General features: G+C 37.2%; 26 protein-coding genes and 2 tRNA genes. 10 read left to right on the forward strand and 18 right to left on the reverse strand.

Annotated elements, in window-relative coordinates:
- The first annotated feature begins 29 nt into the window (after positions 1-29).
- Entirely contained in the window at positions 30-617 is a 588-nt protein-coding gene (locus ACSVH9_RS09560) for a Uma2 family endonuclease (RefSeq protein ID WP_438063521.1), read from the forward strand.
- A 49-nt stretch (positions 618-666) separates the two neighbouring features.
- Here the strand turns inward: ACSVH9_RS09560 and ACSVH9_RS09565 are convergent, their stop codons facing one another.
- Complete coding sequence (locus ACSVH9_RS09565) at positions 667-1,260, reverse strand: thymidine kinase (RefSeq protein WP_298296724.1); 594 nt, start codon at positions 1,258-1,260, stop codon at positions 667-669.
- 102 nt (positions 1,261-1,362) lie between these two features.
- On the opposite strand from ACSVH9_RS09565, the gene ACSVH9_RS09570 reads away from it, so the two are divergent.
- The 6 genes from ACSVH9_RS09570 to ACSVH9_RS09595 all read left to right on the forward strand — a co-directional run bounded on the left by ACSVH9_RS09570 (position 1,363) and on the right by ACSVH9_RS09595 (position 7,720).
- Positions 1,363-2,259, forward strand: coding sequence for a hypothetical protein (locus ACSVH9_RS09570; RefSeq protein ID WP_438063522.1), 897 nt, complete (start codon positions 1,363-1,365; stop codon positions 2,257-2,259).
- Between the two features lie 88 nt (positions 2,260-2,347).
- Positions 2,348-3,067 (forward strand): 16S rRNA (cytidine(1402)-2'-O)-methyltransferase, encoded by a 720-nt coding sequence (gene rsmI / locus ACSVH9_RS09575; RefSeq protein ID WP_438063523.1) that lies wholly within the window; start codon positions 2,348-2,350, stop codon positions 3,065-3,067.
- Positions 3,068-4,123 carry a flavin monoamine oxidase family protein gene (locus tag ACSVH9_RS09580; RefSeq protein ID WP_438063524.1) on the forward strand — a complete coding sequence of 352 codons (1,056 nt, stop codon included), beginning with the start codon at positions 3,068-3,070 and terminating at the stop codon, positions 4,121-4,123.
- 14 nt (positions 4,124-4,137) lie between these two features.
- Complete coding sequence (locus ACSVH9_RS09585; RefSeq protein WP_438063525.1) at positions 4,138-4,488, forward strand: HopJ type III effector protein; 351 nt, start codon at positions 4,138-4,140, stop codon at positions 4,486-4,488.
- A 272-nt stretch (positions 4,489-4,760) separates the two neighbouring features.
- Positions 4,761-6,452, forward strand: coding sequence for a single-stranded-DNA-specific exonuclease RecJ (gene recJ, locus ACSVH9_RS09590; protein WP_438063526.1), 1,692 nt, complete (start codon positions 4,761-4,763; stop codon positions 6,450-6,452).
- A 2-nt stretch (positions 6,453-6,454) separates the two neighbouring features.
- Positions 6,455-7,720, forward strand: a complete 1,266-nt coding sequence (locus tag ACSVH9_RS09595; protein WP_438063527.1) for an MFS transporter — start codon at positions 6,455-6,457, stop codon at positions 7,718-7,720.
- Between the two features lie 67 nt (positions 7,721-7,787).
- Here the strand turns inward: ACSVH9_RS09595 and ACSVH9_RS09600 are convergent, their stop codons facing one another.
- The 4 genes from ACSVH9_RS09600 to ACSVH9_RS09615 form a co-directional block, all read right to left on the reverse strand.
- Positions 7,788-8,549, reverse strand: coding sequence for a UDP-2,3-diacylglucosamine diphosphatase (locus ACSVH9_RS09600; protein WP_438063528.1), 762 nt, complete (start codon positions 8,547-8,549; stop codon positions 7,788-7,790).
- A 61-nt stretch (positions 8,550-8,610) separates the two neighbouring features.
- Complete coding sequence (locus tag ACSVH9_RS09605; protein WP_438063529.1) at positions 8,611-9,063, reverse strand: 6-pyruvoyl trahydropterin synthase family protein; 453 nt, start codon at positions 9,061-9,063, stop codon at positions 8,611-8,613.
- Positions 9,064-9,096: 33 nt separating this feature from the next.
- Positions 9,097-9,270 carry a hypothetical protein gene (locus ACSVH9_RS09610; protein WP_438063530.1) on the reverse strand — a complete coding sequence of 58 codons (174 nt, stop codon included), beginning with the start codon at positions 9,268-9,270 and terminating at the stop codon, positions 9,097-9,099.
- Positions 9,271-9,275: 5 nt separating this feature from the next.
- Positions 9,276-10,043, reverse strand: a complete 768-nt coding sequence (locus tag ACSVH9_RS09615) for an enoyl-CoA hydratase/isomerase family protein (RefSeq protein ID WP_438063531.1) — start codon at positions 10,041-10,043, stop codon at positions 9,276-9,278.
- A gap of 129 nt (positions 10,044-10,172) precedes the next feature.
- Between ACSVH9_RS09615 and ACSVH9_RS09620 the strand changes: the two genes are divergently transcribed.
- A tRNA-Ala gene (locus tag ACSVH9_RS09620) sits at positions 10,173-10,246 on the forward strand.
- Positions 10,247-10,417: 171 nt separating this feature from the next.
- Here ACSVH9_RS09620 and ACSVH9_RS09625 read toward each other — a convergent pair.
- The 4 genes from ACSVH9_RS09625 to ACSVH9_RS09640 all read right to left on the reverse strand — a co-directional run bounded on the left by ACSVH9_RS09625 (position 10,418) and on the right by ACSVH9_RS09640 (position 13,865).
- Positions 10,418-10,840, reverse strand: coding sequence for a hypothetical protein (locus ACSVH9_RS09625; RefSeq protein WP_438063532.1), 423 nt, complete (start codon positions 10,838-10,840; stop codon positions 10,418-10,420).
- A gap of 222 nt (positions 10,841-11,062) precedes the next feature.
- Positions 11,063-12,007: a lipid A deacylase LpxR family protein gene (locus tag ACSVH9_RS09630; RefSeq protein ID WP_438063533.1), complete on the reverse strand. Its 945-nt coding sequence runs from the start codon at positions 12,005-12,007 to the stop codon at positions 11,063-11,065.
- Entirely contained in the window at positions 12,004-12,753 is a 750-nt protein-coding gene (gene mtgA, locus ACSVH9_RS09635) for a monofunctional biosynthetic peptidoglycan transglycosylase (protein ID WP_438063534.1), read from the reverse strand. The genes ACSVH9_RS09630 and mtgA overlap by 4 nt, the downstream gene beginning before the upstream one ends.
- On the reverse strand, positions 12,753-13,865 hold the full coding sequence (locus ACSVH9_RS09640; RefSeq protein WP_438063535.1) for an NAD(P)/FAD-dependent oxidoreductase: 1,113 nt from the start codon (positions 13,863-13,865) through the stop codon (positions 12,753-12,755). Before ACSVH9_RS09640 ends, mtgA begins: the two co-directional genes overlap by 1 nt.
- A gap of 387 nt (positions 13,866-14,252) precedes the next feature.
- On the opposite strand from ACSVH9_RS09640, the gene ACSVH9_RS09645 reads away from it, so the two are divergent.
- Positions 14,253-16,154, forward strand: coding sequence for an alpha/beta fold hydrolase (locus tag ACSVH9_RS09645; RefSeq protein ID WP_438063536.1), 1,902 nt, complete (start codon positions 14,253-14,255; stop codon positions 16,152-16,154).
- Positions 16,155-16,211: 57 nt separating this feature from the next.
- On the opposite strand, the gene accC is transcribed toward ACSVH9_RS09645, so the two are convergent.
- From accC to pdxA, 6 genes are all read right to left on the reverse strand, one after another.
- The gene (accC, locus tag ACSVH9_RS09650) at positions 16,212-17,558 is read right to left on the reverse strand and encodes an acetyl-CoA carboxylase biotin carboxylase subunit (RefSeq protein ID WP_438063537.1); all 1,347 of its coding nucleotides are present in this window, start codon (positions 17,556-17,558) and stop codon (positions 16,212-16,214) included.
- A gap of 84 nt (positions 17,559-17,642) precedes the next feature.
- A complete protein-coding gene (gene accB, locus ACSVH9_RS09655; RefSeq protein ID WP_064715720.1) occupies positions 17,643-18,122 on the reverse strand; it encodes an acetyl-CoA carboxylase biotin carboxyl carrier protein in 480 nt (159 codons plus the stop codon).
- Positions 18,123-18,146: 24 nt separating this feature from the next.
- Positions 18,147-19,145: a beta-ketoacyl-ACP synthase III gene (locus tag ACSVH9_RS09660; protein ID WP_438063538.1), complete on the reverse strand. Its 999-nt coding sequence runs from the start codon at positions 19,143-19,145 to the stop codon at positions 18,147-18,149.
- Between the two features lie 173 nt (positions 19,146-19,318).
- On the reverse strand, positions 19,319-19,513 hold the full coding sequence (rpmF, locus tag ACSVH9_RS09665; protein ID WP_159689777.1) for a 50S ribosomal protein L32: 195 nt from the start codon (positions 19,511-19,513) through the stop codon (positions 19,319-19,321).
- A 9-nt stretch (positions 19,514-19,522) separates the two neighbouring features.
- A complete protein-coding gene (locus ACSVH9_RS09670; RefSeq protein ID WP_438063539.1) occupies positions 19,523-20,086 on the reverse strand; it encodes a YceD family protein in 564 nt (187 codons plus the stop codon).
- A gap of 95 nt (positions 20,087-20,181) precedes the next feature.
- A complete protein-coding gene (pdxA, locus tag ACSVH9_RS09675) occupies positions 20,182-21,231 on the reverse strand; it encodes a 4-hydroxythreonine-4-phosphate dehydrogenase PdxA (protein ID WP_438063540.1) in 1,050 nt (349 codons plus the stop codon).
- Positions 21,232-21,287: 56 nt separating this feature from the next.
- On the opposite strand from pdxA, the gene ACSVH9_RS09680 reads away from it, so the two are divergent.
- A complete protein-coding gene (locus ACSVH9_RS09680) occupies positions 21,288-21,875 on the forward strand; it encodes a riboflavin synthase (protein ID WP_438063541.1) in 588 nt (195 codons plus the stop codon).
- A gap of 52 nt (positions 21,876-21,927) precedes the next feature.
- On the opposite strand, the gene ACSVH9_RS09685 is transcribed toward ACSVH9_RS09680, so the two are convergent.
- The 3 genes from ACSVH9_RS09685 to mce all read right to left on the reverse strand — a co-directional run bounded on the left by ACSVH9_RS09685 (position 21,928) and on the right by mce (position 22,892).
- Positions 21,928-22,140 carry a hypothetical protein gene (locus ACSVH9_RS09685; protein WP_438063542.1) on the reverse strand — a complete coding sequence of 71 codons (213 nt, stop codon included), beginning with the start codon at positions 22,138-22,140 and terminating at the stop codon, positions 21,928-21,930.
- 138 nt (positions 22,141-22,278) lie between these two features.
- Positions 22,279-22,352: transfer RNA gene (locus ACSVH9_RS09690), tRNA-Ile, on the reverse strand.
- A gap of 138 nt (positions 22,353-22,490) precedes the next feature.
- Complete coding sequence (mce, locus tag ACSVH9_RS09695) at positions 22,491-22,892, reverse strand: methylmalonyl-CoA epimerase (RefSeq protein WP_438063543.1); 402 nt, start codon at positions 22,890-22,892, stop codon at positions 22,491-22,493.
- Positions 22,893-22,913 lie beyond the last annotated feature (21 nt).

Below are 22,913 nucleotides of genomic sequence, written 5' to 3' on the forward strand. Positions count from 1 at the left end.
TTTTGTAACTTTACCCAAAACAAAGAATTATGATAACGGATATTAACGAATTAGACCTTAATAAGACCTACTCTTATGCTGATTATCTAACTTGGCAATTTCAAGAGAAATTGGAATTGATTAAAGGAAAAATTTTCAAAATGAGTCCAGCTCCTAGCACTAACCATCAAAGAATCTCAATGGAACTTGCTGGAATTTTGTATAATTTTTTCAAACCTCATCAATGCAATTTATTTGCTGCTCCTTTTGATGTAAGGCTAATAGATAAAAAAAAGTCGACTCTAGACCAAGAAATTTTTACAGTTGTACAACCAGATTTGTGTGTGATTTGTGACGAAACAAAAATTGATGAAAGAGGGGCCATTGGAGCTCCTGATTTGGTCATTGAAATTTTATCACCAGGAAATTCCAACAAAGAAATGAAGTATAAATTTGACTTGTATGAAGAAGCCGGCGTTCAAGAATATTGGATTGTAAACCCAGCAGATAAAACCCTTTTTATTTATGTCCTGAAAGAAAATCAATTCATAGGAATGCATCCATTAATTGAAGAAGATTCGATTCAAAGTAAATTATTTCCCGACTTAGATTTTCAATTAGCCGAAATATTCAATTAAAAAAATAACCCTTTCAAGTATGTACTAGAAAGGGTTTTATATTTTTAGATTATTTCTTTTCTTTATCGTCGTGCATCGCGTGATAAAAAGCGGCTCGACTTAAGGGTTCATATTCCTCGGTTTCCCCAAGCATAACGAGTTTGTCATTATCTGTTTTTCTGAAACTGTAATTTGCTAAATTTCCTGTTCGAGTGCACACTGCATGTACTTTGGTAACATATTCCGCAGTAGCCATCAATGCAGGCATCGGTCCGAAAGGATTCCCTTTAAAATCCATATCCAACCCAGCCACAATTACGCGAATTCCTTGATTGGCTAAATCATTACAGACCGTAACAATTTCGTCATCAAAAAATTGAGCTTCGTCAATGCCAATAACGTCACATCCTTGCGCCAAAAGTGCAATATTGGCAGCAGCAGGAACGGGTGTAGAACGGATTTCATTCTCATCGTGCGATACCACCATTTCCTCGTGATAACGCGTATCGATAGTCGGTTTGAAAATTTCAATTCGTTGTTTGGCAAACTGAGCTCGTTTAAGCCTGCGAATGAGTTCTTCTGTTTTACCCGAAAACATGGAGCCACATATGACTTCTATCCAACCAAATTGTTCTTTATGATTTACTGTATTTTCGAGAAACATTTTGTATTTTTCTACCTTTAAAAATGAATAGTTTTTATTACTTTGTAATGGCAACAAATTTATTAAAAAAGACACACCCTACTCACTATAATACCAAAAGTTATGAAAAAAAGATTGGAGGCTGATTTAGTTAGCATTGCGCACAGAATTCTACAACTTAAAAACAAATCGGATGTGAATGTGCTGTTCTTAGAAACCCAAAAACTATACGAAAAACTGGCGATTTTAAAGTTTGTCGAAGAAAACCTAGGGGATATCAAACCAACTATAGGTCAGGCTGCAATTGAAGCAGAAATTGAAAAAGCTTTTGATTTACCTGAAATAAAAACTGAAATCCCAACAACTGAAGCTGTAATAGAAACTGAGCAAGAAACTGCCATTAAAACGGTTTCAATTGTAGACCAATTGCTAGATACTATTGCTCCCGAAGAAAGTATTTTGGAAGCGATTACTAGCGAAACAGCAACCAACGAAATTGAAGAAAAAACTCCTATCTCTTTTGCTCCATCAATTGATGAATCAGAAGTCATAAATGAAACGGCAACGCAACCAAGCATAGCAATTGAACAAAAGAAAAATGAAGCCGTTCAAATTTCATTTGAAGAGCTATTAGGCGGAAACTATTCCGAAGCACAATTCGTAAAAGTAGACGCTGTTGAGACTCTAAAAACCAATCCAACAAATACCTCATTCGATTTGGCCTTTGACAAAGTAGAAACGCTTACCGAAGAAAAAGAAAATAAAGCAAAATCATTAAATGAAAAATTAGCCAAAGGAATTGCCATTGACCTAAATGACCGCATAGGTTTTGTAAAACATCTTTTTGGCAATAGCAATGAAGACTATAATCGCGTGTTGAGTCAGTTGAATAGTTTTAATAACTTTTATGAAACCAAAACGTTTATTGACGAAATGGTAAAACCAGATTATAACAACTGGGAAGGAAAAGACGATTATGCCAATCGATTCATGGAAATTGTAGAGAAGAAATTCTTATAACTGATTCTACTCTCTGTATAAATCACTACCCCATCATCAAACACGAACTTCGTTTTATTGCGGATTTCGTGTTTTAACTTTTTAAAATATGTCTAAACTATATATCGTACCTACTCCAATTGGCAACCTCGAAGACATGACGTTTCGAGCGATTCGCATTCTCAAAGAAGCTGATTTGATTTTGGCCGAGGACACCCGAACCAGTGGCAAATTGCTCAAGCATTTTGAGATTAGCACGCACATGCACAGCCATCACATGCATAATGAGCACAAAACCATCGAAAACATAATTAGTCGATTGCAAGGAGGCGAAACCATCGCTTTGATTTCGGATGCTGGAACGCCCGCCATCTCGGACCCTGGTTTTTTGATTACTAGAGCTTGTATTGAAAATGGCATTGCGGTAGAATGTCTGCCAGGCGCAACTGCATTTGTCCCTGCTTTAGTCAATAGTGGTTTGCCCAATGATAAATTTGTTTTTGAAGGTTTTTTACCTGATAAAAAAGGAAGACAAACTCGCTATTTGGCTTTGGCCGAAGAAACGAGAACGATGATTCTTTATGTTTCTCCACACAAATTAGTAAAGACTTTAAGTGAATTTATTACTTATTTTGGTGAAGACCGTCCCGTTTGTGTTTCAAGAGAATTATCTAAAATGCATGAAGAAAACGTACGCGGAACGGTAAAAGAAGTGCTGGCTCACTTTGAAAAAACCGCACCTAGGGGCGAAATTGTAGTGGTGGTTGGGGGAAAACCCATAACCAAAGAAACCAAAAAAAGTAAATTTTCAGAAAATACTATCGACTAAATGAAACAACCTACAGTTCATATCATTGGAGCTGGTTTGTGTGGTCTTACGCTAGCGTATTTGCTCAAGAAAAAAGGCATAAAGTCTGTACTACTTGAGGCTAATAACCGTATTGGTGGAAGAATAGATACGCGGTATGTAGACAAAATAGGGAGCATTGAAATGGGAGCCACTTGGTGTAACGATACCCATCATAAACTCTTGAATTTATTACAGGAACTTACTATTTCATATACTAAACAATATACTTCTGGTATTTCTTTTTTTGAAACATCTAATGCCCACGAGCCGCAACGTTTTTCTATTCCTGATTACGAAGCACCTTCTTACCGAATTGATGGTGGAACCTACCAACTAATTGCGGCTTTAGAGAACAATCTTGATTCGGGTTCGATACAGCTTAATGAAAAGGTGTGTCAAATCAAATATGACCAATTAAAAATTATCATTGAGACGGCTAGTGGTAAACAAATTGAAGCCGATTATGTTGTGAGTACTTTACCACCTAATTTATTGGTGAGTACCGTGCATTTTGAACCAGAATTGCCAATTGATTTGACAGCAATCGCTCAAAAAACGCATACTTGGATGGGTGAATCTATAAAATTTGGCTTAGTCTACAAACATCCGTTTTGGAAAGAAAAAGGATATTCAGGGACGGTTTTTAGCCACGTGAATTGGGTACAAGAAATGTATGACCACAGCACAATTGACAGCTCTTTTTATGCATTAAAAGGTTTTTTAAATGGAGGTGCCTCAACATTAACTCCTGAAGAACGAAAACAAAAAATAGAAAACCAATTGCAACGTATTTTGGGAGAAGAAGTAAAAAATGCTACCCATTATTTCGAAAAAGTTTGGAGAGAGGAACCCTACACATTTGCACCTTACGCTTCTTTAATTATGGCACACCAAAACAACGGGCACACTATCTATAAACAACCATTTTTTGACAACCGCTTTTTTATTTCTGGCTCAGAAACGGCCCCCGTACATCCCGGTTATATGGAAGGAGCCATTCAAGCGGCACACTATTGTAGTACTTATTTTAATTAAAAATCAATTTAATCATGACTATAACTGCTTTTTTAGAAAAATTAAAAAACACCCCAAACGCGATTACCTTTCAAGAAACTATCGCGGTTATTGAAGCGCATTATGATTTTGAACCAACAGCTTTCGAAAACGGCTTACAACATAATGCTACCAACGAAAATAACGGCTCTTGTAAATTGTTTGCTTTTGCTGAATTACAGCAATTGTCTCCAGAAGCAACATTAGCTTGTTTTGGAGCCTATTATACTGAAGACGTCTTGAAAAATCCAGAAGGTACAGACCATCAAAACATTCGCAATTTTATGAAAACAGGTTGGGATGGCATCGCTTTTTATGGAGAGCCTTTGACATTGAAACAACAATAATTGTTATTTACAGATAACGATTTTAGAAAAAAATGTTATTTATAGATAACAAAAATAGTTCTAAATATATCTAAAGACCATTTTAAAATGCCAACAAAAAGGCAATTTGTGGCTCTTTAACCCCGATAGCAGCGGCATCCTTTGTTTTTTTCTTTAAAAAAACAAAGATATAGCGGATAGCGGGCCCCGTGTTTCCTGAAAAAGCCTTTTGCTTTGGTTCCTAAAAAAATAAATTATACGCCTAATTAACAAGTTATAAAACCTAAAATACAATGCGTTGGACACTCAAACCCAAACCCGAAGAAGAAAAAATAAATGAATTAGCGACAGCCTTACAAGTTTCTAGAACGATTGCCGCATTATTACTGCAAAGAGGCATCTCTTCATTCGAGGAAGCCCGACAATTTTTTCGTCCCTCACTAAACGATTTGCATAATCCCTACTTGATGAAAGATATGGACAAAGCGGTGGAAAGGCTTGAAAAAGCGATAGAAAATGAGGAAAATATTTTGGTTTTTGGAGATTATGATGTGGATGGAACAACGGCTGTTTCTTTGGTTTCGGGCTATTTGAGAAGTTTTTACCCAAATGTTGCGACTTATATTCCGGACCGTTATGATGAGGGTTACGGAGTGTCGTTTAAAGGAATTGATTTTGCCGATGACAACGGTTTTTCACTAATTATAGCGCTAGATTGTGGGATAAAATCTATTAATCACGTGGCGTATGCCAAAGAAAAGAATATCGATTTTATTATTGGCGACCACCACCGTCCTGGTGACAACTTACCTGATGCCGTAGCAATTTTAGACCCGAAACGAACTGATTGTGAGTATCCGTACGACGAATTGTGTGGTTGTGGCATTGGTTTTAAACTCATTCAAGCATTGGCAGCTAACCGTAACCAAACCATAGATGATTTGATTCCGTATCTGGACTTGGTGGCTACCGCAATTGCTGCTGATATTGTTCCGATGACGGGTGAGAATAGGGTTTTGGCACATTTTGGATTACAGGTGATTAATAGCAATCCGCGTCCTGGAATTAAGGCGATGACGCATCAACTCAAGAAAAAAACGCTCGATATTACGGATGTGGTTTTTATAATTGCGCCGAGAATTAACGCTGCAGGTCGCATCAAACACGGAAATCATGCCGTAGAATTGTTGACCGAATTTGATTTTGAACAAGCCCAGCAATTTGCCTCTGAAATTGAAGCCTATAATGCCGAACGCAAAGATTTGGACCAACAAATCACCAAAGAAGCGCTGACGCAAATTGAAGAAAACGGCGAACAAAACCGATTTACCACAGTGGTTTTTCAGGAAACTTGGCACAAAGGGGTGATTGGAATTGTCGCTTCTCGATTGATAGAAACCTACTATCGCCCTACCTTGGTGTTTACCAAAAGTGGCGACAAATATGCCGCATCAGCCCGTTCCGTAAAAGGATTTGATGTGTACAATGCACTCGAAGCTTGCGCAGCACATTTGGAACAATTTGGAGGCCACATGTACGCCGCCGGCATGACTTTGAAACCAGAAAATTATGCAGCTTTTAAGGAAGCCTTTGAAAAAGTAGTACAAGAAACCATTGCCCCCGAATTACTTCAACCCGAACTTTCTATCGATGCTGTTGTCCATTTTGAAGAAATTACCCCTAAATTTACACGCATTTTAAAACAATTTGAACCTTGTGGTCCTCAAAATATGACCCCTGTTTTTGCGACAAAAAATGTATTTGATACGGGTTATGGAAAACCGATGGGAAAAGAAGAAGAACATCTGAAACTTTTTGTGCGCCAAAATAGTTCGGAAGGAATTCCTGCTATTGGTTTTGGATTGGGAAGCAAACACGAAATAGTAAAAAACAAACAACTTTTCGAAGCCGCTTATTGCATAGACGAAAATGAATGGAACGACAAAATAGAATTACAATTGCGATTGAAAGACATTAGAAACTAAAAATGAAAACAAAAAACGACCCTTACGCTGCCTTGCGTTATAGAGAATTCAATACTTTTTTACTGTTACGATTTGCTATGGTTTTTGCTTGGTCCATGCAATTTATCATTATTGAATGGCAAGTATATAGCTTAACCAAAAATCCTTTATCGCTAGGAATTATTGGCCTTATGGAAATTATTCCAGCCGTAGCAATGGCATTATTTGCGGGTCATATTGTTGACCAAAAAGAGAAAAAAAGTTTGCTCTTTAAATGTATCGCCGGTTTTTCAGTAATTAGTATTGGTTTGTTTTTGTTGACTTGGCCTCCTGTAGTTTCAGGTTGGAATATGGATACCGTTTTGTATGCCATTTACTTCATGGTTTTTCTAGGAGGAATTGTACGCTCCTTTTTAGGGCCGACCATTTTTTCACTTTTGTCGCTAATTGTTCCCAAAAAAGCCTATTCTAACGCTGCCACTTGGAGTTCTTCTGTTTGGCAAGTAGGTTCTGTAGTAGGTCCAGCGGTTGCAGGCTTTTCTATCCATTGGATTGGTGTGCATTGGTCGTTATGCATTGTAATTGCTTTTTCAATTTTTTCAATCATCGCTTTGACTCAAATTGAATCGAAACCTATTTTGAATAAAAAAATTGGGGAACCCGTTAAAGAAAGTTTGAAAGCGGGTGTGCGATTTGTATTCAACAATCCCGCTATCTTATCTTCATTGTCACTCGATATGTTTGCGGTTTTGTTTGGCGGAGCGGTAGCCTTGTTGCCTATTTTTGCCCAAGATATTTTAAAAGTTGGTCCTGAAGGATTTGGCGTTTTAAGAGCGGCGCCAGCTGTGGGTGCTTTTATAACGATGTTTGTATCGGCTTATGTGCCTATGAACAAAAATGCTGGAATGAAACTCTTGATTGCTATTTTTGGATTTGGGGTTTGTATTATCGTCTTTGGACTTTCTACTTTGTATTGGCTTTCGGTAGTTGCGTTGTTCTTTAGTGGCATTTTTGATGGTATCTCAGTGGTGATTCGCCAAACGATTTTACAACTCAAAACACCTGATGATATGCGCGGACGCGTTTCCGCAGTGAACTCCATTTTTGTGGGTTCGTCGAACGAATTGGGTGCTTTTGAAAGTGGTGTTACGGCAAAACTAATGGGAACCGTAACAGCCGTAGTTTTTGGAGGAAGTATGACCTTGCTTACGGTATTGGTAACTGGATTCGTATCCCCTACTTTTAGAAAGCTGGATTTACAAAAAGATTTAGAAGCTCACGAAAAATAGCAATTAAAACAGAATCAAAAAAAGTAAAATCTTTGGATTATTAGAAGCCTTAACAAGTGGTAATTTCTTAATTGGTTCCCTCCCACTTTTTGATTTCGAAAGTAGTTCCATCAAAAACGCCGTAAGTAAAATAACTAATCCAATCGCCTAGATTGACGTATTCAGCGTTTTCTCCAACGGTGTATTTCATTGGCAAATGACGGTGTCCAAAAACCAAATAGTTATAATGCTTGGTTTCTAGTTTTCGTTTAGCATATTGAATCAACCATTCGTTGTCTTCGCCTAAAAAAGTAACATCTTCGGCTCCAGAAATTAACTTGTTTTTTACCGAAAGGTATTGTGCTAGTCCAACACCAAGATCAGGATGCAACCAACGAAACAGCCATTTAGAGAACGGATTGGTAAACACTTTTTTCATGCGTTTGTAGCCCAAATCTCCAGGTCCTTTTCCGTCTCCGTGTCCTACTAAAAAGGTTTTTCCATGAAAAGTATATTCTTGATTGTCATGAAAAACGGGAATATTCAGTTCTTTTTCAAAGTAATCGTTCATCCATAAATCATGATTTCCGACGAAAAAATAAATCGGAATACCGCTATCGCGAATCTCGGCCAATTTACCTAAAACGCGAACAAATCCTTTGGGAACCACGGTTTTGTATTCGAACCAAAAATCGAATAAATCACCCAATAAAAAAATGGCTTCTGCATCTTTCTTCACTTCGTCTAGCCAAGCTACAAATTTTTGTTCTCTAGGAAAACTCAACTCAGGCGTAGGCGCACCAAAATGCTGATCGGAAGCGAAATATATTTTTTTGGAGATTGAAGTCATGCAATTTAATTTGGAATTTGGTCCAGAAACTTTGGGATAAAACTTGTAATATAGTTATCTACTATACATTATCGCTGGCAAACCATTCTGCGAAAGAAGATTCGGTTTCTTGTAATTTTAAAGAGAATAAGTTAATTCCCTCTGGCAATCGGCTTTTGATTCTTGCCGCAAAATCAACAATCATGTTCTCGCTGGTAGGCTGATAATCGACCAAAATTACGTGATGTCCACGGTCTTTTAATTCTTTTGCCAATTCAATATGAGGAGTCGTTTGGTTGAAAACTGTAGCGTGGTCAAATTGATCTACTACTTCTTCTTTGACAATTTTTTTCAAATCGGTAAAATCAATCACCATTCCTAATTTTACGTTCGATCGATTGGTTATAGGAGAGCCGATAACAGTTACTGATAATTTGTAACTGTGTCCGTGTACATTTTTGCATTTCCCATCATAACCATATAAAGCATGACCGGTTTCGAAACTAAATTTTTTGGTGATTCTGATATTACTCATCTGTATTGAATTTGGCAGCAAATTTAAGGAATTTTAGCGGTTTTCGTCTCTTTTTTTTGCTCGGTAATACATCCAATAAGCAAATCCAACCAAAACCACGAAAGGCAAATACGAGCCAATTACCACTCCTATTTCGTAACTCTTATCAGGAGCTTGGGCTATTTTTTTGGCTACATCTACTTTTTGAAGTAAAGAAAAAGGGGTCATTGTCGTTATTTTTTAAATTGAAGTAAAGCGTTTTTGGTAAAATCAGAAAGCACCAATTGTCCAGAAATCGCGGCACGTTCCAGCAATAAAGTTGCCCAATGGTCGGTGCCTTCCCAAAATACTTTCTTGATTTCGAGTAAAGCTTGCGGATTGTAGCTAGCTAGTTGTGTAGCCATTTGTTGCACGGCTGCGTCCAAATCTGGAAGGGTTTCAAAAATAGCGGCATACAAACCTTGTTGCTGTGCCCACTCAGCCGATTTCCATTCTTGAGCCTCCATAGTCATTTGGGACATTGCCATTTTTCCTATTTTACGACTCACTGCTGGCTCAATCACAAAAGGACCAATTCCGATGGCGAGTTCTGATAATTTGATACTAGCCTGACGAGTAGCCAAGGTATAATCACAAGCAGCAGCAATACCAACTCCACCTCCAATGGCTTTTCCTTGAATGCGACCAATAATCACTTTTGGACAAGCTCTCATCGCATTGATTACATGCGCAAATCCTGAGAAGAAAATCGCTCCTTCTGCTTCGGTACTCACCGCCAAAAGCTCATCAAAAGACGCACCTGCACAAAAAACACCTGTACCTTCACTCTGCAGTACCAACACCTGAACGGCATCATTAGCACTTACTTCCTGAATCGCGGTTGTGAGTTGCTGCAAAAGGGCTTTAGGAAAAGAATTGCTGGCGGGGTGACCAAAGGTAAGTGTTGCAATACCATTGGCAATCGTTGTGGTAAGTGTACCTGAGGCAATCATTTGTGACATGCTTTTTATTTTAGCGTAAAGTTAAAATTATTTCCATAACCCACTTCTTTTTTTGCAGCTAAAGCTTTTTTTGTGAAGTATAAATTTGCGTATTCATTAATTAAAATACTATATTTGCGACATAGTCATGGGGATGTAGCTCAGTTGGCTAGAGTGCTTGACTGGCAGTCAAGAGGTCGTGGGTTCGAGCCCCATCTTCTCCACAAAAAAGCCTTAGAAACTTATGTTTTTAAGGCTTTTTTATTGATTTTTTAGAAAAACTAGAAGTAGTAAACGTAAAAAACACCAATAGTTATAGACAAATTTGCTACTAGTTCTTCATACTCACAACAGCATTTATAAATGGTTATTGTAATCAGAAACCAGATAAATAGCTAAAACAATAACTTCGACAAAATATTTGTTGAACTTGGAGACTTAGGCATTAATCCAAGTAAAGTTGCGTATTGCTGAGCTTTTAAAACAGTTTTCATTTTTGAAGGGAAAGCACTCTGTATGCCAGACATTACAGAGTTGTATCCTGCTTTGTTGGAAGCCATCATTGGCAATGCATTTTTCTTTTTATTCAAGAGTTCGGTAACAATTGAAGTTACTTGAGGCACTTGTTCAGGTGTTAAGTTGAGTTTTGGTTTTAAAGTGCCCAAAATTTGAGAACTAATACCACTTACATCAAATGAGGATAGCGCTGCTTTGCTACCAACTGCTGTTGCCTTATTCACATCATTTAAAGAAATTTGTGCTTTTGATGATATGGCAGAACACAGTAATAAGACGAATGTGAAAATGAAATTTTTCATAGTTAAAGTGTTGATTTTTAGGTTTTAGAAACATAAAATTAATCAATTTTACTATTATAAAAAAAAAGATTTAAACTTAAAATCGTGCTTCTGAAAAACAAAAAGTCCTATCTAGCCCTGATCGCAGCGGCATCCTTTGCTTTTTTCTTTCAAAAAGCAAAGATATAGCGGAGAGCAGGACGAGGCGTTGTGATGAAAAGGAAACGTTCTGCTCCTTATCAATTACCTAAAGCTGTAAGTTAGCCCAATCGAGCCATAATAATAGCCTGTATTGACAGGATGATTGACCTCTTTGGAGCGGTAAAAAAAAGTGTACTGACAATTGAAATGATTGTAACGGTACTTGATGCCCACCGCAGTGTGCCAGCGCCAACGAATCAGGTTTAATTCTACCGGGCTTTGCGTTCCAAAAAGGCTGCCTTGAACCGTTGCGTCATAGGCTTGATACTGCAAACTAGGGTGGATAAAAAAATACAATTCCTCTGTTTTGGAAGTGCCTAATACGCCGCCACTATAAAAATTAGAATGAGCTATGGGTTGCAAATTTTTCAAACCTATTCTTGCAAAAAAACCAGAATTAAGGGCGGTTTGTACGGTTCCTAAAGTCGCTTGCCCTTGAAAATGAACATCAAAATGAGGGGTGGTCACGTTTGGAAAAAGCTTTTGGGAAAAGCGAAATTGAGTCTGCAGCGCGAAGGTATTTTTGATTTGGTTTTGCCAACCTTGCACATGGCGCAACGAAAAGGCATCGTGCAATCCGTTTTGCATTTCTTCGGCATACGAGTTGGGGCCTACAAAACCTATTTGTACCGTTCCTTGATAAACGATATGGTTGGTCATAAAAAAGGTTTGATTGACCTCTCCAAACAAATACCCTGCAAAAGGGCGATCGTTGTCTTTAATGGCGTTGGCCAATCGGGTTCTGGGAGTGTAGATGTATTGCCCTAATCGGAATTCGGTAGTCTTTTTTAATAAAATTGAGGATTGTTTTTGATTTAAATAAGCATAAAACAGCGTAATTCCGTTGGTGTAATAGCGGTCATTTTTTAAAGAAGCATACAAATCATTGTCGAGTTCTACTCCCACTTGCTTGCTGTCGAAAGTTTGGGCAAAACCCAAAAAAGGCATCCCAAACAGCAGTAAAAACAAGAGTTTTAACTGTCTCATTTGTAGTCTATAGTTCCTACATGCCCCATTACACGAACGATTTTTGCTTTTCGATTGTTGATGTAAGAAGACGAACTTGTGGCTTTATATTTGCGCGGGTTGGGTAAAATAGCGGCAATTCCTGCGGCTTGCATTTTGGTCAAACTCGAGGCGTCTTTTCGGTACCAATATTGGGTCGCAGCATGGGCGCCATACACGCCATCGCCCATTTCTATACTGTTCAAATAGACTTCCATAATGCGTTTTTTACCCCAAATCATTTCGATTAGTACGGTAAAATAAGCTTCTAATCCCTTGCGCAAGTAGCTTCTACCTTGCCACAAAAATACATTTTTGGCGGTTTGCTGCGAAATGGTGCTTCCGCCTTTTATTTTTCGTCCTCTTTCGTTGCTTTTATAAGCTTTTTGCATCGCCAAAAAATCAAAACCATTGTGGGTCAAAAAAGTACCGTCTTCGCTAGCGATTACGGCTTTTTGCAAATTCATAGAAATATTTTCGATGGGTTCCCAATCGTGACTAAAATGATTCTCTTTTCCGTCAGCAACATTTTCAAAATAACGAATCACCATAAGCGGTGTAAAAGGAACGGGAACGAATTTAAAAAGCACCACAAAAAAAACAGAAAGCCCAAAGAACCACATTAACGCCTTGAACAGAAAGCGTTTCACTTTACTTCCAAAACTAGATTCTTGTTTCTTCACCGGTTTTTTTGAAGTTGTCTTTTTTGGGTTAATTTTGGTTGCCATTATACTAAATCTGCTAATTCGGTTCCTATTAAACTGCCAATTGCCACACCCATTCCGCCCATACGGACGCCACAATATACATTTTGGGACAGGTTGGTTACTATAGGATTTTTGCTCGCGCCTATTCCCATAATTCCACTCCAACGGTGTGCAATTTCAATGTCGTGATTTGGCAAAATTACTTCTTTTAATAATTGTTCCAATCTTTTTTGAATAATTTCGGTTTGCCCCATTTCGGTAGTGGTTTCTTCTTCAAAAGCTAAGTTTCGTCCACCGCCTAATAAAATTCGGTCACCAATATTTCTGAAATAATAATACCCGCGGTCCAAATGAAAAGTTCCTTTAATGTCCAAATTCGGAATAGGTTCTGTAATCAGCACTTGAGCTCGTGCGGGTTTTACTTGACCTTTCGTGAGTTCAGCAGCAAAACCGTTGGTTGCAAACAATAACTTTTGGGTCGTAAAACTAAAATCACCCAAAGCTACTTCAACACCTGAACCCTTATCCTCAAACCCCGTAACCGTTTGCTGATTCAGAATCAAAATATTGGCCGCTACGGCTTGACGCAACAACTCTTGCATCATATTTCCGGTATCAATTTGTCCTTCAAAAGGATTAAAAATCAAGTATTCTTTTGTCCCATTAAATCCAAAACGGTCCACTTCCTTAGTAAAAACGCCTCCTCTAAAAATAGGATTCAGAATTTCATTGACAAAAGGCATTTTATTGACACACTCGGTGTACAAACTCTCTTCGTCTTCCAAAAACAATTCATAGCCGCCAAAAGGTTTGTAATCCAAAACCGCATCAGGAATCCGTTTGCGCAACAATTGCAAACCCGACCAACGCTTTTGCACCAAAGCAATTACCTCTTCTTCGGTATGCGTTTTTAAATCTTCGACTATCTCCGAGAGACTTCCGAAACAAGCAAATCCAGCGTTTTTGGCACTAGCACCTTGCGGCAACATTCCTTTCTCTAACACCAATATTTTGGCAGCAGGAAATCGCTCTCTCAACCGCAATGCGGCGTGCAAACCCACAATCCCACTTCCCACAATCGTGTAATCTACGTCGGTAAACCAATTTTTTATTTCCCAATAACTCAAATGCATCTTTCGAAAATTTTTATAAAAATACTATTTTTTAGGAGCTATTTCCAGCTGTCCACTGTATCTTTTCTATTTTAAAGAAAAATAGAAAAGGATGCCGTTCCCATCTGGGCTAAAACTAAGTGCACCACAAGATATTCTCTTTACAGAATTAAAATAGCGTCAACAATAAAATTCAAAATGGAACACCGATTACGCGGATAAAACAGATTTTGCACGGTTAACAATAAATATAAACTAATTAGAATCCGTTCTAATCTGCTTCATCAGTAGCATCCATGGCAAATTAATTTATTTTACAAGCTATTTTGTTTTTAAAGCGAGCAATGAGACTACTATCCAAAACAAGTCGATTTAAATGATTATTTTTACGTTTTAAAATTGAAAACAATGAAAAAGATTCTTTTATTAACCCTATCCATGATGAGTTTGACAACAATGGCTCAAAACACACTGACTCCCGAGCTGCTCTGGAAACTAGGTCGCGTAACACCTCTAGGCCTTTCAAAAGACGGAAAAAACGTCATTTATAAAGTTAGCACACCCTCTGTGGTTGAAAACAAATCCAGCTCTAAGTTGTATTCGCTTCCCATCGAAGGCGGCAATGCCATCGAAATTAAAGAAACCAAAGAACTGCTAAACGATAAAAACACTTCGCCAGATGGTAAATATCTTGTCTATAACGAGGAAGTAAAAATCGACAAAGTACACGGAAAAGATTTCTATCCTGAACTAGAAAAATCGAATGTACAAATCTACAACGGTCTCGATTACCGCCACTGGGACACTTGGAATGAAGGTAAATTCAACCACGTGTTTTATAAGGAAAACAAAGAAGGCGCCACAGGAATCGATATCCTAAAAGGTGAAAATTTCGATAGCCCACAAAAACCTTTTGGTGGAGACGAAGATTATATTTGGTCACCAGATAGCAAAAGTATTTTGTATGTATGCAAGAAAAAAACAGGTACACAATATGCTATTTCTACGAATACCGACATTTACGAATACCAACTCGAAACTGGTAAAACCATCAACCGAACCGAAGGCAATTTAGGGTACGACACGGCGCCTCAATTCTCTCCAGCAGGTCACTTGACTTGGTTGCAAATGAAGCGTGATGGTTATGAAGCCGATAAAAACGACATCATTGTAGATTTCAAAGGCATCAAAATGAACCTTACTGCCAATTGGGACGGAAGTGTAGACCAGTTTGTGTGGAGTCTAGACGGAAAGAACGTCTATTTTGTAGCTGCAGTAGACGGTACCAAGCAATTGTTTGCAGTGAACTTCCCCGGAATGACTAGAATTGCAGTAACAGTTCGCCAAATTACCAATGGTGATTTTGATGTAAGCGATATTATTGGCTTTTCCGGCGACCAAGTTTTGGTAACGAGAACCGATATGAATCACGCTGCTGAAATTTTTTCTTATAATCTAAAGAAAAACACTTGGAAACAATTGTCTAATGTCAATACAGCAACGTACAACACTTTAGCGTTAAGTAAAACCGAACGCCGCTATGTTACCACAACCGATGGTAAAAAAATGTTGGTTTGGGTGATTTTGCCTCCGAATTTCGATGCAACAAAAAAATACCCGACGTTGCTATACTGCCAAGGTGGGCCACAATCTCCGTTAACACAAAGTTATTCCTTCCGTTGGAATTTCTCTTTGATGGCAGCTCAAGGCTATGTAGTAGTAGCTCCAAACCGAAGAGGAATGTACGGCCACGGACAAGAATGGAACGAAAAAATATCAGGTGACTGGGGCGGACAAGTGATGGACGATTATTTATCTGCCATTGATGACGTCGCCAAAGAATCGTATGTAGACAAATCACGTCTGGGATGTGTAGGCGCTAGTTACGGTGGCTATTCCGTGTTTTATTTGGCTGGAATTCACAACAATCGTTTCAAAACATTTATTGCCCACGATGGCGTTTTCAATACGCAGAGTATGTTTGGCACCACCGAAGAAGTCTTCTTTAACAACTGGGATTTTGGAGGAGCATACTGGGAAAAAGACAATAAAGTGGCGCAAAAATCCTACACTACTTTTAACCCAATCACATTGGTAGACAAATGGAATACCCCAATTTTGATTATTCAAGGAGGTATTGATTTTAGAGTACCGATTGGCCAATCGCAAGAAGCCTTTCAGGCGGCACAATTAAGAGGTATCAAAAGTCGCTTTTTGTATTTTCCAGAAGAAAACCATTGGGTATTGAAGCCACAAAATGCCCAAGTTTGGCAAAAAGAATTCTATAAATGGTTGAAAGAAACCTTATAGTAACCCACAAAAAAACCTCGCAAATTGCGAGGTTTTTTTATAGTAATTATTTTCCATCTATTCTGGATCATTCATTTTAAAAGAATCCATAAAGGCAGTCGTGTAATCTCCTGCTATATAACGAGGATCATCCATTAACTGTCTGTGGAAAGGAATAGTAGTTTTGATTCCTTCAATTACGAATTCATCCAAAGCTCTACGCATTTTGCTAATCGCTTCTTCACGAGTTTGCGCAGTAGTTATCAACTTAGCAATCATCGAATCGTAATTTGGTGGAATAGTATATCCAGAATACACGTGAGTATCTAAACGAACTCCGTGTCCGCCTGGCATATGTAAGGTAGTAATTTTTCCTGGAGAAGGACGGAAATCATTGTAAGGATCTTCCGCATTGATACGACATTCGATAGCGTGTAAATTTGGGAAATAATTCTTTCCAGAAATTGGCACACCTGCCGCTACTAATATTTGCTCACGAATCAAGTCATAATCTACTACTTGTTCAGTGATTGGGTGTTCTACTTGGATACGAGTATTCATTTCCATAAAGTAGAAATTACGGTGTTTGTCTACTAAAAATTCAACAGTTCCAGCGCCTTCGTATTTAATGTATTCTGCAGCTTTTACAGCAGCTTCACCCATTTTAGTACGCAACTCATCTGTCATAAACGGAGATGGCGTCTCTTCTGTTAATTTTTGGTGACGACGTTGTACAGAACAATCTCTTTCAGAAAGGTGACATGCTTTACCGTAAGCATCTCCCACTACTTGAATTTCGATATGACGTGGCTCTTCGATTAATTTCTCTAAGTACATTCCGTCATTACCAAAAGCGGCTGCCGATTCTTGACGAGCACCTTCCCAAGCTTTCAATAAATCTTCTTCTTTCCAAACAGCACGCATCCCTTTTCCACCACCACCAGCAGTTGCTTTCAACATCACTGGATATCCAAATTCTTTGGCTAATGCCGCTGCTTGTTCGTAAGATTCAAGAATTCCAACAGATCCTGGTACACAAGGCACTCCTGCTTCAATCATAGTCGCTTTTGCAGAAGCTTTATCTCCCATACGATCAATCATTTCAGGAGCTGCACCAATAAATTTAATACCGTGTTCTTGGCAAATTTTTGAAAACTTAGCGTTTTCAGAAAGGAATCCATATCCTGGGTGAATGGCATCGGCATTAGTAATTTCTGCTGCTGCAATAATATTTGACATTTTAAGGTATGACAAATTACTTGGTGCAGGTCCGATACAAACGGCTTCGTCAGCAAATTTTACGTGTAAACTTTCAGCATCTGCAGTAGAGTAAACCGCTACTGTTTTGATTCCCATTTCTCTACACGTTCTAATAACCCTAAGAGCAATCTCTCCTCTATTTGCTATTAATATTTTTTTAAACATCTTGTTTTTTTTAAAATTACAAATTCCAATCTTCAAATTCCAACGTATTGGATTTTGTGATTTGTCTATTGGAATTTTTAAAAATTATGATGGATCTACTAAAAATAAAGGTTGGTCAAACTCTACAGGAGACATATCGTCTACTAAGATTTTCACGATTTTTCCTGAAACTTCTGATTCAATTTCATTGAAAAGTTTCATTGCTTCAATTACGCAAAGAACATCACCTTTAGCAATTGTGCTTCCAACTTCAGCAAAAACTGGTTTATCTGGAGCAGGTTTTCTATAGAAAGTACCAATAATTGGTGATTTGATTGTAATAAATTTTGAATTATCCTCTTTTGGCGCTGCTTCTGGTGTTGCAACAACTGGAGCAATTTGTGGTATAACTGCTGGTTGAATTGCCGCTTGAGTTGGTAATTGCTGAACATAAGTAGTTTCTGTTACATTACCTTCTAAAGTTGTTCTAATAGTGATTTTCACATCATCCATCTCTAACTTAACCTCAGCAACTCCAGAATTTGCTACAAATTTGATTAGGTTTTGAATTTCTTTTAAATCCATAATTGTTTTGTTTTTAGTTTTAATTTATTTTGTGTCGTAGGCCCATTTTAAATAAATTGACCCCCAAGTAAATCCTCCTCCGAAAGCAGCAAATATAATATTATCTCCTTTTTTTAGTTTCTTTTCAAAATCATGAAGCACTAAAGGTAAAGTCGCCGATGTTGTGTTACCATAACGCTCGATATTAACTAACACTTTTTCTTCTTCAAGGTTCATTCTGTTGGCCGTTGCATCGATAATTCTTCTGTTTGCCTGGTGAGGCACCAACCAAGCAACATTTTCATTGGTCAAATTATTTCTTTGCAAAATCAATTCACTTGCATCCGCCATATTGGTTACAGCATATTTAAAAACTGTTTTACCGTCTTGAATGATATTGTGCATGTTCTCTTCTACCGTTTGAGCCGATGTTCTAAGAATAGAACCTCCCGCAGGAATTTTTAAGAAATCACGACCTACGCCATCGCTTCTTAAATATTCATCTTTCAAACCATATCCTTCATAATTAGGCTCGAATAAAACCGCTCCTGCGCCATCGCCAAAAATAATACAAGTGGCTCTGTCTGTATAATCGATAATAGAAGACATTTTATCAGCTCCTATTAACAATACTTTTTTATATCTTCCTGATTGAATGTAAGCTGCTGCAGTAGACATTCCGTATAAGAAACTAGAACAAGCAGCTTGTAAATCGTACGCAAAAGCATTGGTTGCACCAATTTCTGTAGCAACATAAACACCTGTTGATGCTACTGGCATATCTGGTGTGGCAGTTGCCATAATCACCATATCTATTTCTAGTGGATTAATATTAGCTTTTGCTATTAAGTCTTGTGCGGCTTTAATGGCCAAAAATGAAGTTCCTTTTCCTTCTTCCTTTAATATTCTTCTTTCTTTAATTCCAGTACGAGTAGTGATCCATTCATCATTAGTATCAACCATGGTTTCCAATACTTTGTTTGAAAGCACAAAGTCCGGGACATACCCACCTACTGCGGTAATTGCTGCGGTAATTGCATTCATTGTGTACGACTATTACTATCAAATATTACTACTTGATTTTTTAATTTAAAAGACCTGAAAATTACAAAATTTATTCTAAAAGTACTGTTTTAGCTTTTCTTATTTGAGAAAATTATAAACAATAAAAAAAACTCCCACAAAGTGAGAGTTCTACTATTTTTTGCTAAAACGTATTAAGCAACAGCTACAGATTTATCTATAACAACTTGCCCTCTGTAGTACATTTTACCTTCATGCCAGTAAGCTCTGTGGTATAAATGTGCTTCTCCTGTAATAGGACAAGTAGCGATTTGAGCTACAGTTGCTTTGTAATGTGTTCTTCTCTTATCTCTTCTTGTTTTCGAGACTTTTCTTTTAGGATGTGCCATTTTACTATATTATTTATCCGTTAATAGTTGCTTTAATTTGTCCCATCTAGGGTCAATATTTTCTTGATTCTGTTGTTGCTTATTCTCTTTATTCTTCTCTTTTACTTCTTTTTTTGCAGTCATTGTTTTAAGCTTTTCTAAAGCTTCTGATTGCAAAGTACCATCTTTTACCCCAGGATGAACTCTTTTTAAGGGAATTGACAACACTATCATTTCATAGATGTACTGTGCAATATCTAGCTCAAATTCTCCAAATGGCAAAATTAATAACTCTTCGTTGTCATTATTAAACGTTTCTCCGAAACGAACAATTAATTTAATTTTACCTTTTATCGGTAAATCAAATTCTTCCCCTGTTAAATCACAAGGTACTTGAACGGTTCCTTTGTGTTTAAAATCTAATTCTAATAAATTCGCTTTTTTTTCTAAAACTACATTTACTTTGATGTTTGATTTTTCAAACTCACTAAAGTCAAAGATCTCAAAGAACGAATTATTGATTTGGTATTCAAATTGATGTTTCCCTAGCTTCAATCCCACGAATGGAATTATGAATTCTTTTCTCTTGTTCATTTCATCAACAATTTTCCCTATTCTGAATTGTCTGAATCGGGGTGCAAAGATATAAAATTATTATAAATCTAATAATGTTATTCACCTTTTTTTGTTTATAACTGTTTTTCTTTTAATTTTAGTGGATTTGAGCTCACTTCTTGGTACTGAATTCTTGATTTATAGATGTCTATTGCTAAATAAACAGCCTCTTTAAAAGAGGTAAAATCCGCTTGGTTCTTACCAGCAATATCGTAAGCAGTTCCATGATCCGCTGAGGTTCTTACTTTATCTAATCCAGCGGTATAATTCACTCCTCGACCAAAAGACAATGTTTTAAAAGGAATCAACCCTTGGTCATGATATGTAGCAATAATAGCGTCGTATTTCTCATAATGATTGCTTCCAAAAAAACTATCTGCAGGAAAAGGACCAAAAACCAGCGTCCCTTTATCGAATATTTTTTTCAAGGTTGGCTTAAGCACAGCATCATCCTCTGAGCCAATCACTCCACCATCACCACAATGTGGATTCAACCCAAGAACAGCAATTTTAGGCTTATTGATACTAAAATCTCTGATTAAACTTTGTTTTACGGTTTCAATTTTCTTCTTGATCAATTCCTCAGTCAAATGTCCCGCTACTTCATTCAATGGCACATGATCTGTAAGCAAACCTACACGTAAATTATCACTAACCATCAGCATTAAGGCATCGCCCTCTAACTCTTGTGCTAAATAATCTGTATGACCAGGGAATTTGAAACTTTCCGATTGAATATTGTATTTATTGATAGGGGCAGTAACCAAAACATCTACAATCCCTTCTTTTAAAGCTTTGGTAGCTGCAACAAATGACTTAATAGCATATTCCCCAACTTTATCGTCATTTGTTCCTAAATTCAAATCAACACCTTCACGCCATAGGTTAAAAACATTAATTTTACCTAAAACTATTTGATCCAGTTTATCAATCCCGTGAATACTTGAAGTAGACTCAAAGCCTTTCTTCAAAAAAGAAACAATTTTCACATTAGCAAAAATTACAGGAGTACAAAATTCCAACATTCGAGCATCCTCAAAAGTTTTTAAGACTACTTCGCTTCCAATACCGTTTAAATCTCCTATCGAAATTCCAACTATTATATTTTCTGCAGTTTTATTCATGAGCTCCGTTTTTTATTACTAATTTTGAGCTACAAATTTAGTAAAATAAAATAAGAATGTTTACAGGAATTATAGAAACCCTTGGTATTGTAACAGAAATAAAAAAAGAGCAAAACAACTTGCATCTTACACTTTCCTCCAGCATCACACCCGAACTAAAAATAGACCAAAGCGTAGCCCACAATGGTATTTGCCTTACAGTAGTTGCTATAAACGAAACAAAATATACGGTTACCGCAATAGGCGAAACAATTAACAAAACCAATATTGGCAATTGGAATGTAAATGACGAAGTCAATCTAGAAAGAGCCATGAAATTAGGCGATCGATTAGATGGTCATATTGTTCAAGGACACGTGGATCAAACTGCCACTTGTGTTGAAGCCTATGAAACAAATGGAAGTTGGCATTACACTTTTGAATACGACCCTAACCGTAGCAATATTACTATTGAAAAAGGATCTATAACCGTTAACGGCGTAAGTTTAACGGTTATTAATTCAGAAAAAAACAAATTTAGTGTTGCCATCATACCTTATACTTATGAGCACACTAATTTTCATAATTTTAAGGTCGGCACTGTTGTAAATCTAGAATTCGATGTGATAGGAAAGTATGTAGCTCGCTTGCATTCTTTAAACTAAAACCCAATTATGATTTAAAAGCCAGTACAACTATAAAATAAAAAACTCCAAGCTATCTTGGAGTTTTTGTTTTTAATTTATAACTGATGACATAAAAGCCATAAAGAATCGAAAGGATAACCACTATACCAATATAGTCATCAATTGGTAATTTTGGAGGCGGTGGCGGTCTTCTGCCTGGGCTTGGCGGACCAGCAGCGTACAACGAAGTGCTACTAACAAGAAGCACTAACAAACTCACTACTCTTTTTAATTTGTCTTTCATAATTATCTACGCATTAGCAAACTAATGCCTTAATTTCTCGGCAAAATAACCAATATTTTAATTCATAAAAAAATTAAAATCGCTTTTTTTTACCAAAAAACCCTTCCTGAAAGTTTTCAAGAAGGGTTTTCTTACTTGTGGTCCCACCTGGGCTCGAACCAGGGACCACCTGATTATGAGTCAGGTGCTCTAACCAGCTGAGCTATAGGACCGGTTTAGAGTTTGCAATATTACTACTATTTTTTGTTCAGACCAAATATTTTGGTCGTGGATTTTGAATTTTATCATTATACACAAGCCTCCCAAATGGAATCTACTGATAATGAAGCAATATAAAAATTCAAAAAAAACTATCTAATTTCCTGACACAACTCAATCAAGACTCCATTGGTGGATTTTGGATGTAAAAAAGCGACTAATTTATTGTCGGCACCTTTCTTTGGCACTGAATTAAGCACCACAAATCCTTCTTTTTCTAATCTAGCTATTTCTGCTACAATATCGGTTACATCAAAGGCTATGTGATGAATGCCCTCACCCTTTTTTTCAATGAATTTAGCAATTGGGCTTTCTGGATGAGTCGCTTCTAATAATTCTATTTTATTAGGGCCGTTTTGAAAAAAAGAAGTTTTTACTCCTTCAGAAGCTACTTCTTCTTCTTTGTAAGCGGGCGCACCAAATAATTTTTCGAAAAGTAAATTGGATGCTTGCAAATCTTTGACTGCTATTCCTATGTGTTCTATTTTGTTCATTTGTCTCACTTTTAAAACCGC

It is taken from the genome of Flavobacterium sp. RSSB_23, from assembly GCF_051547145.1.
In the GTDB taxonomy this organism is placed as follows: domain Bacteria; phylum Bacteroidota; class Bacteroidia; order Flavobacteriales; family Flavobacteriaceae; genus Flavobacterium.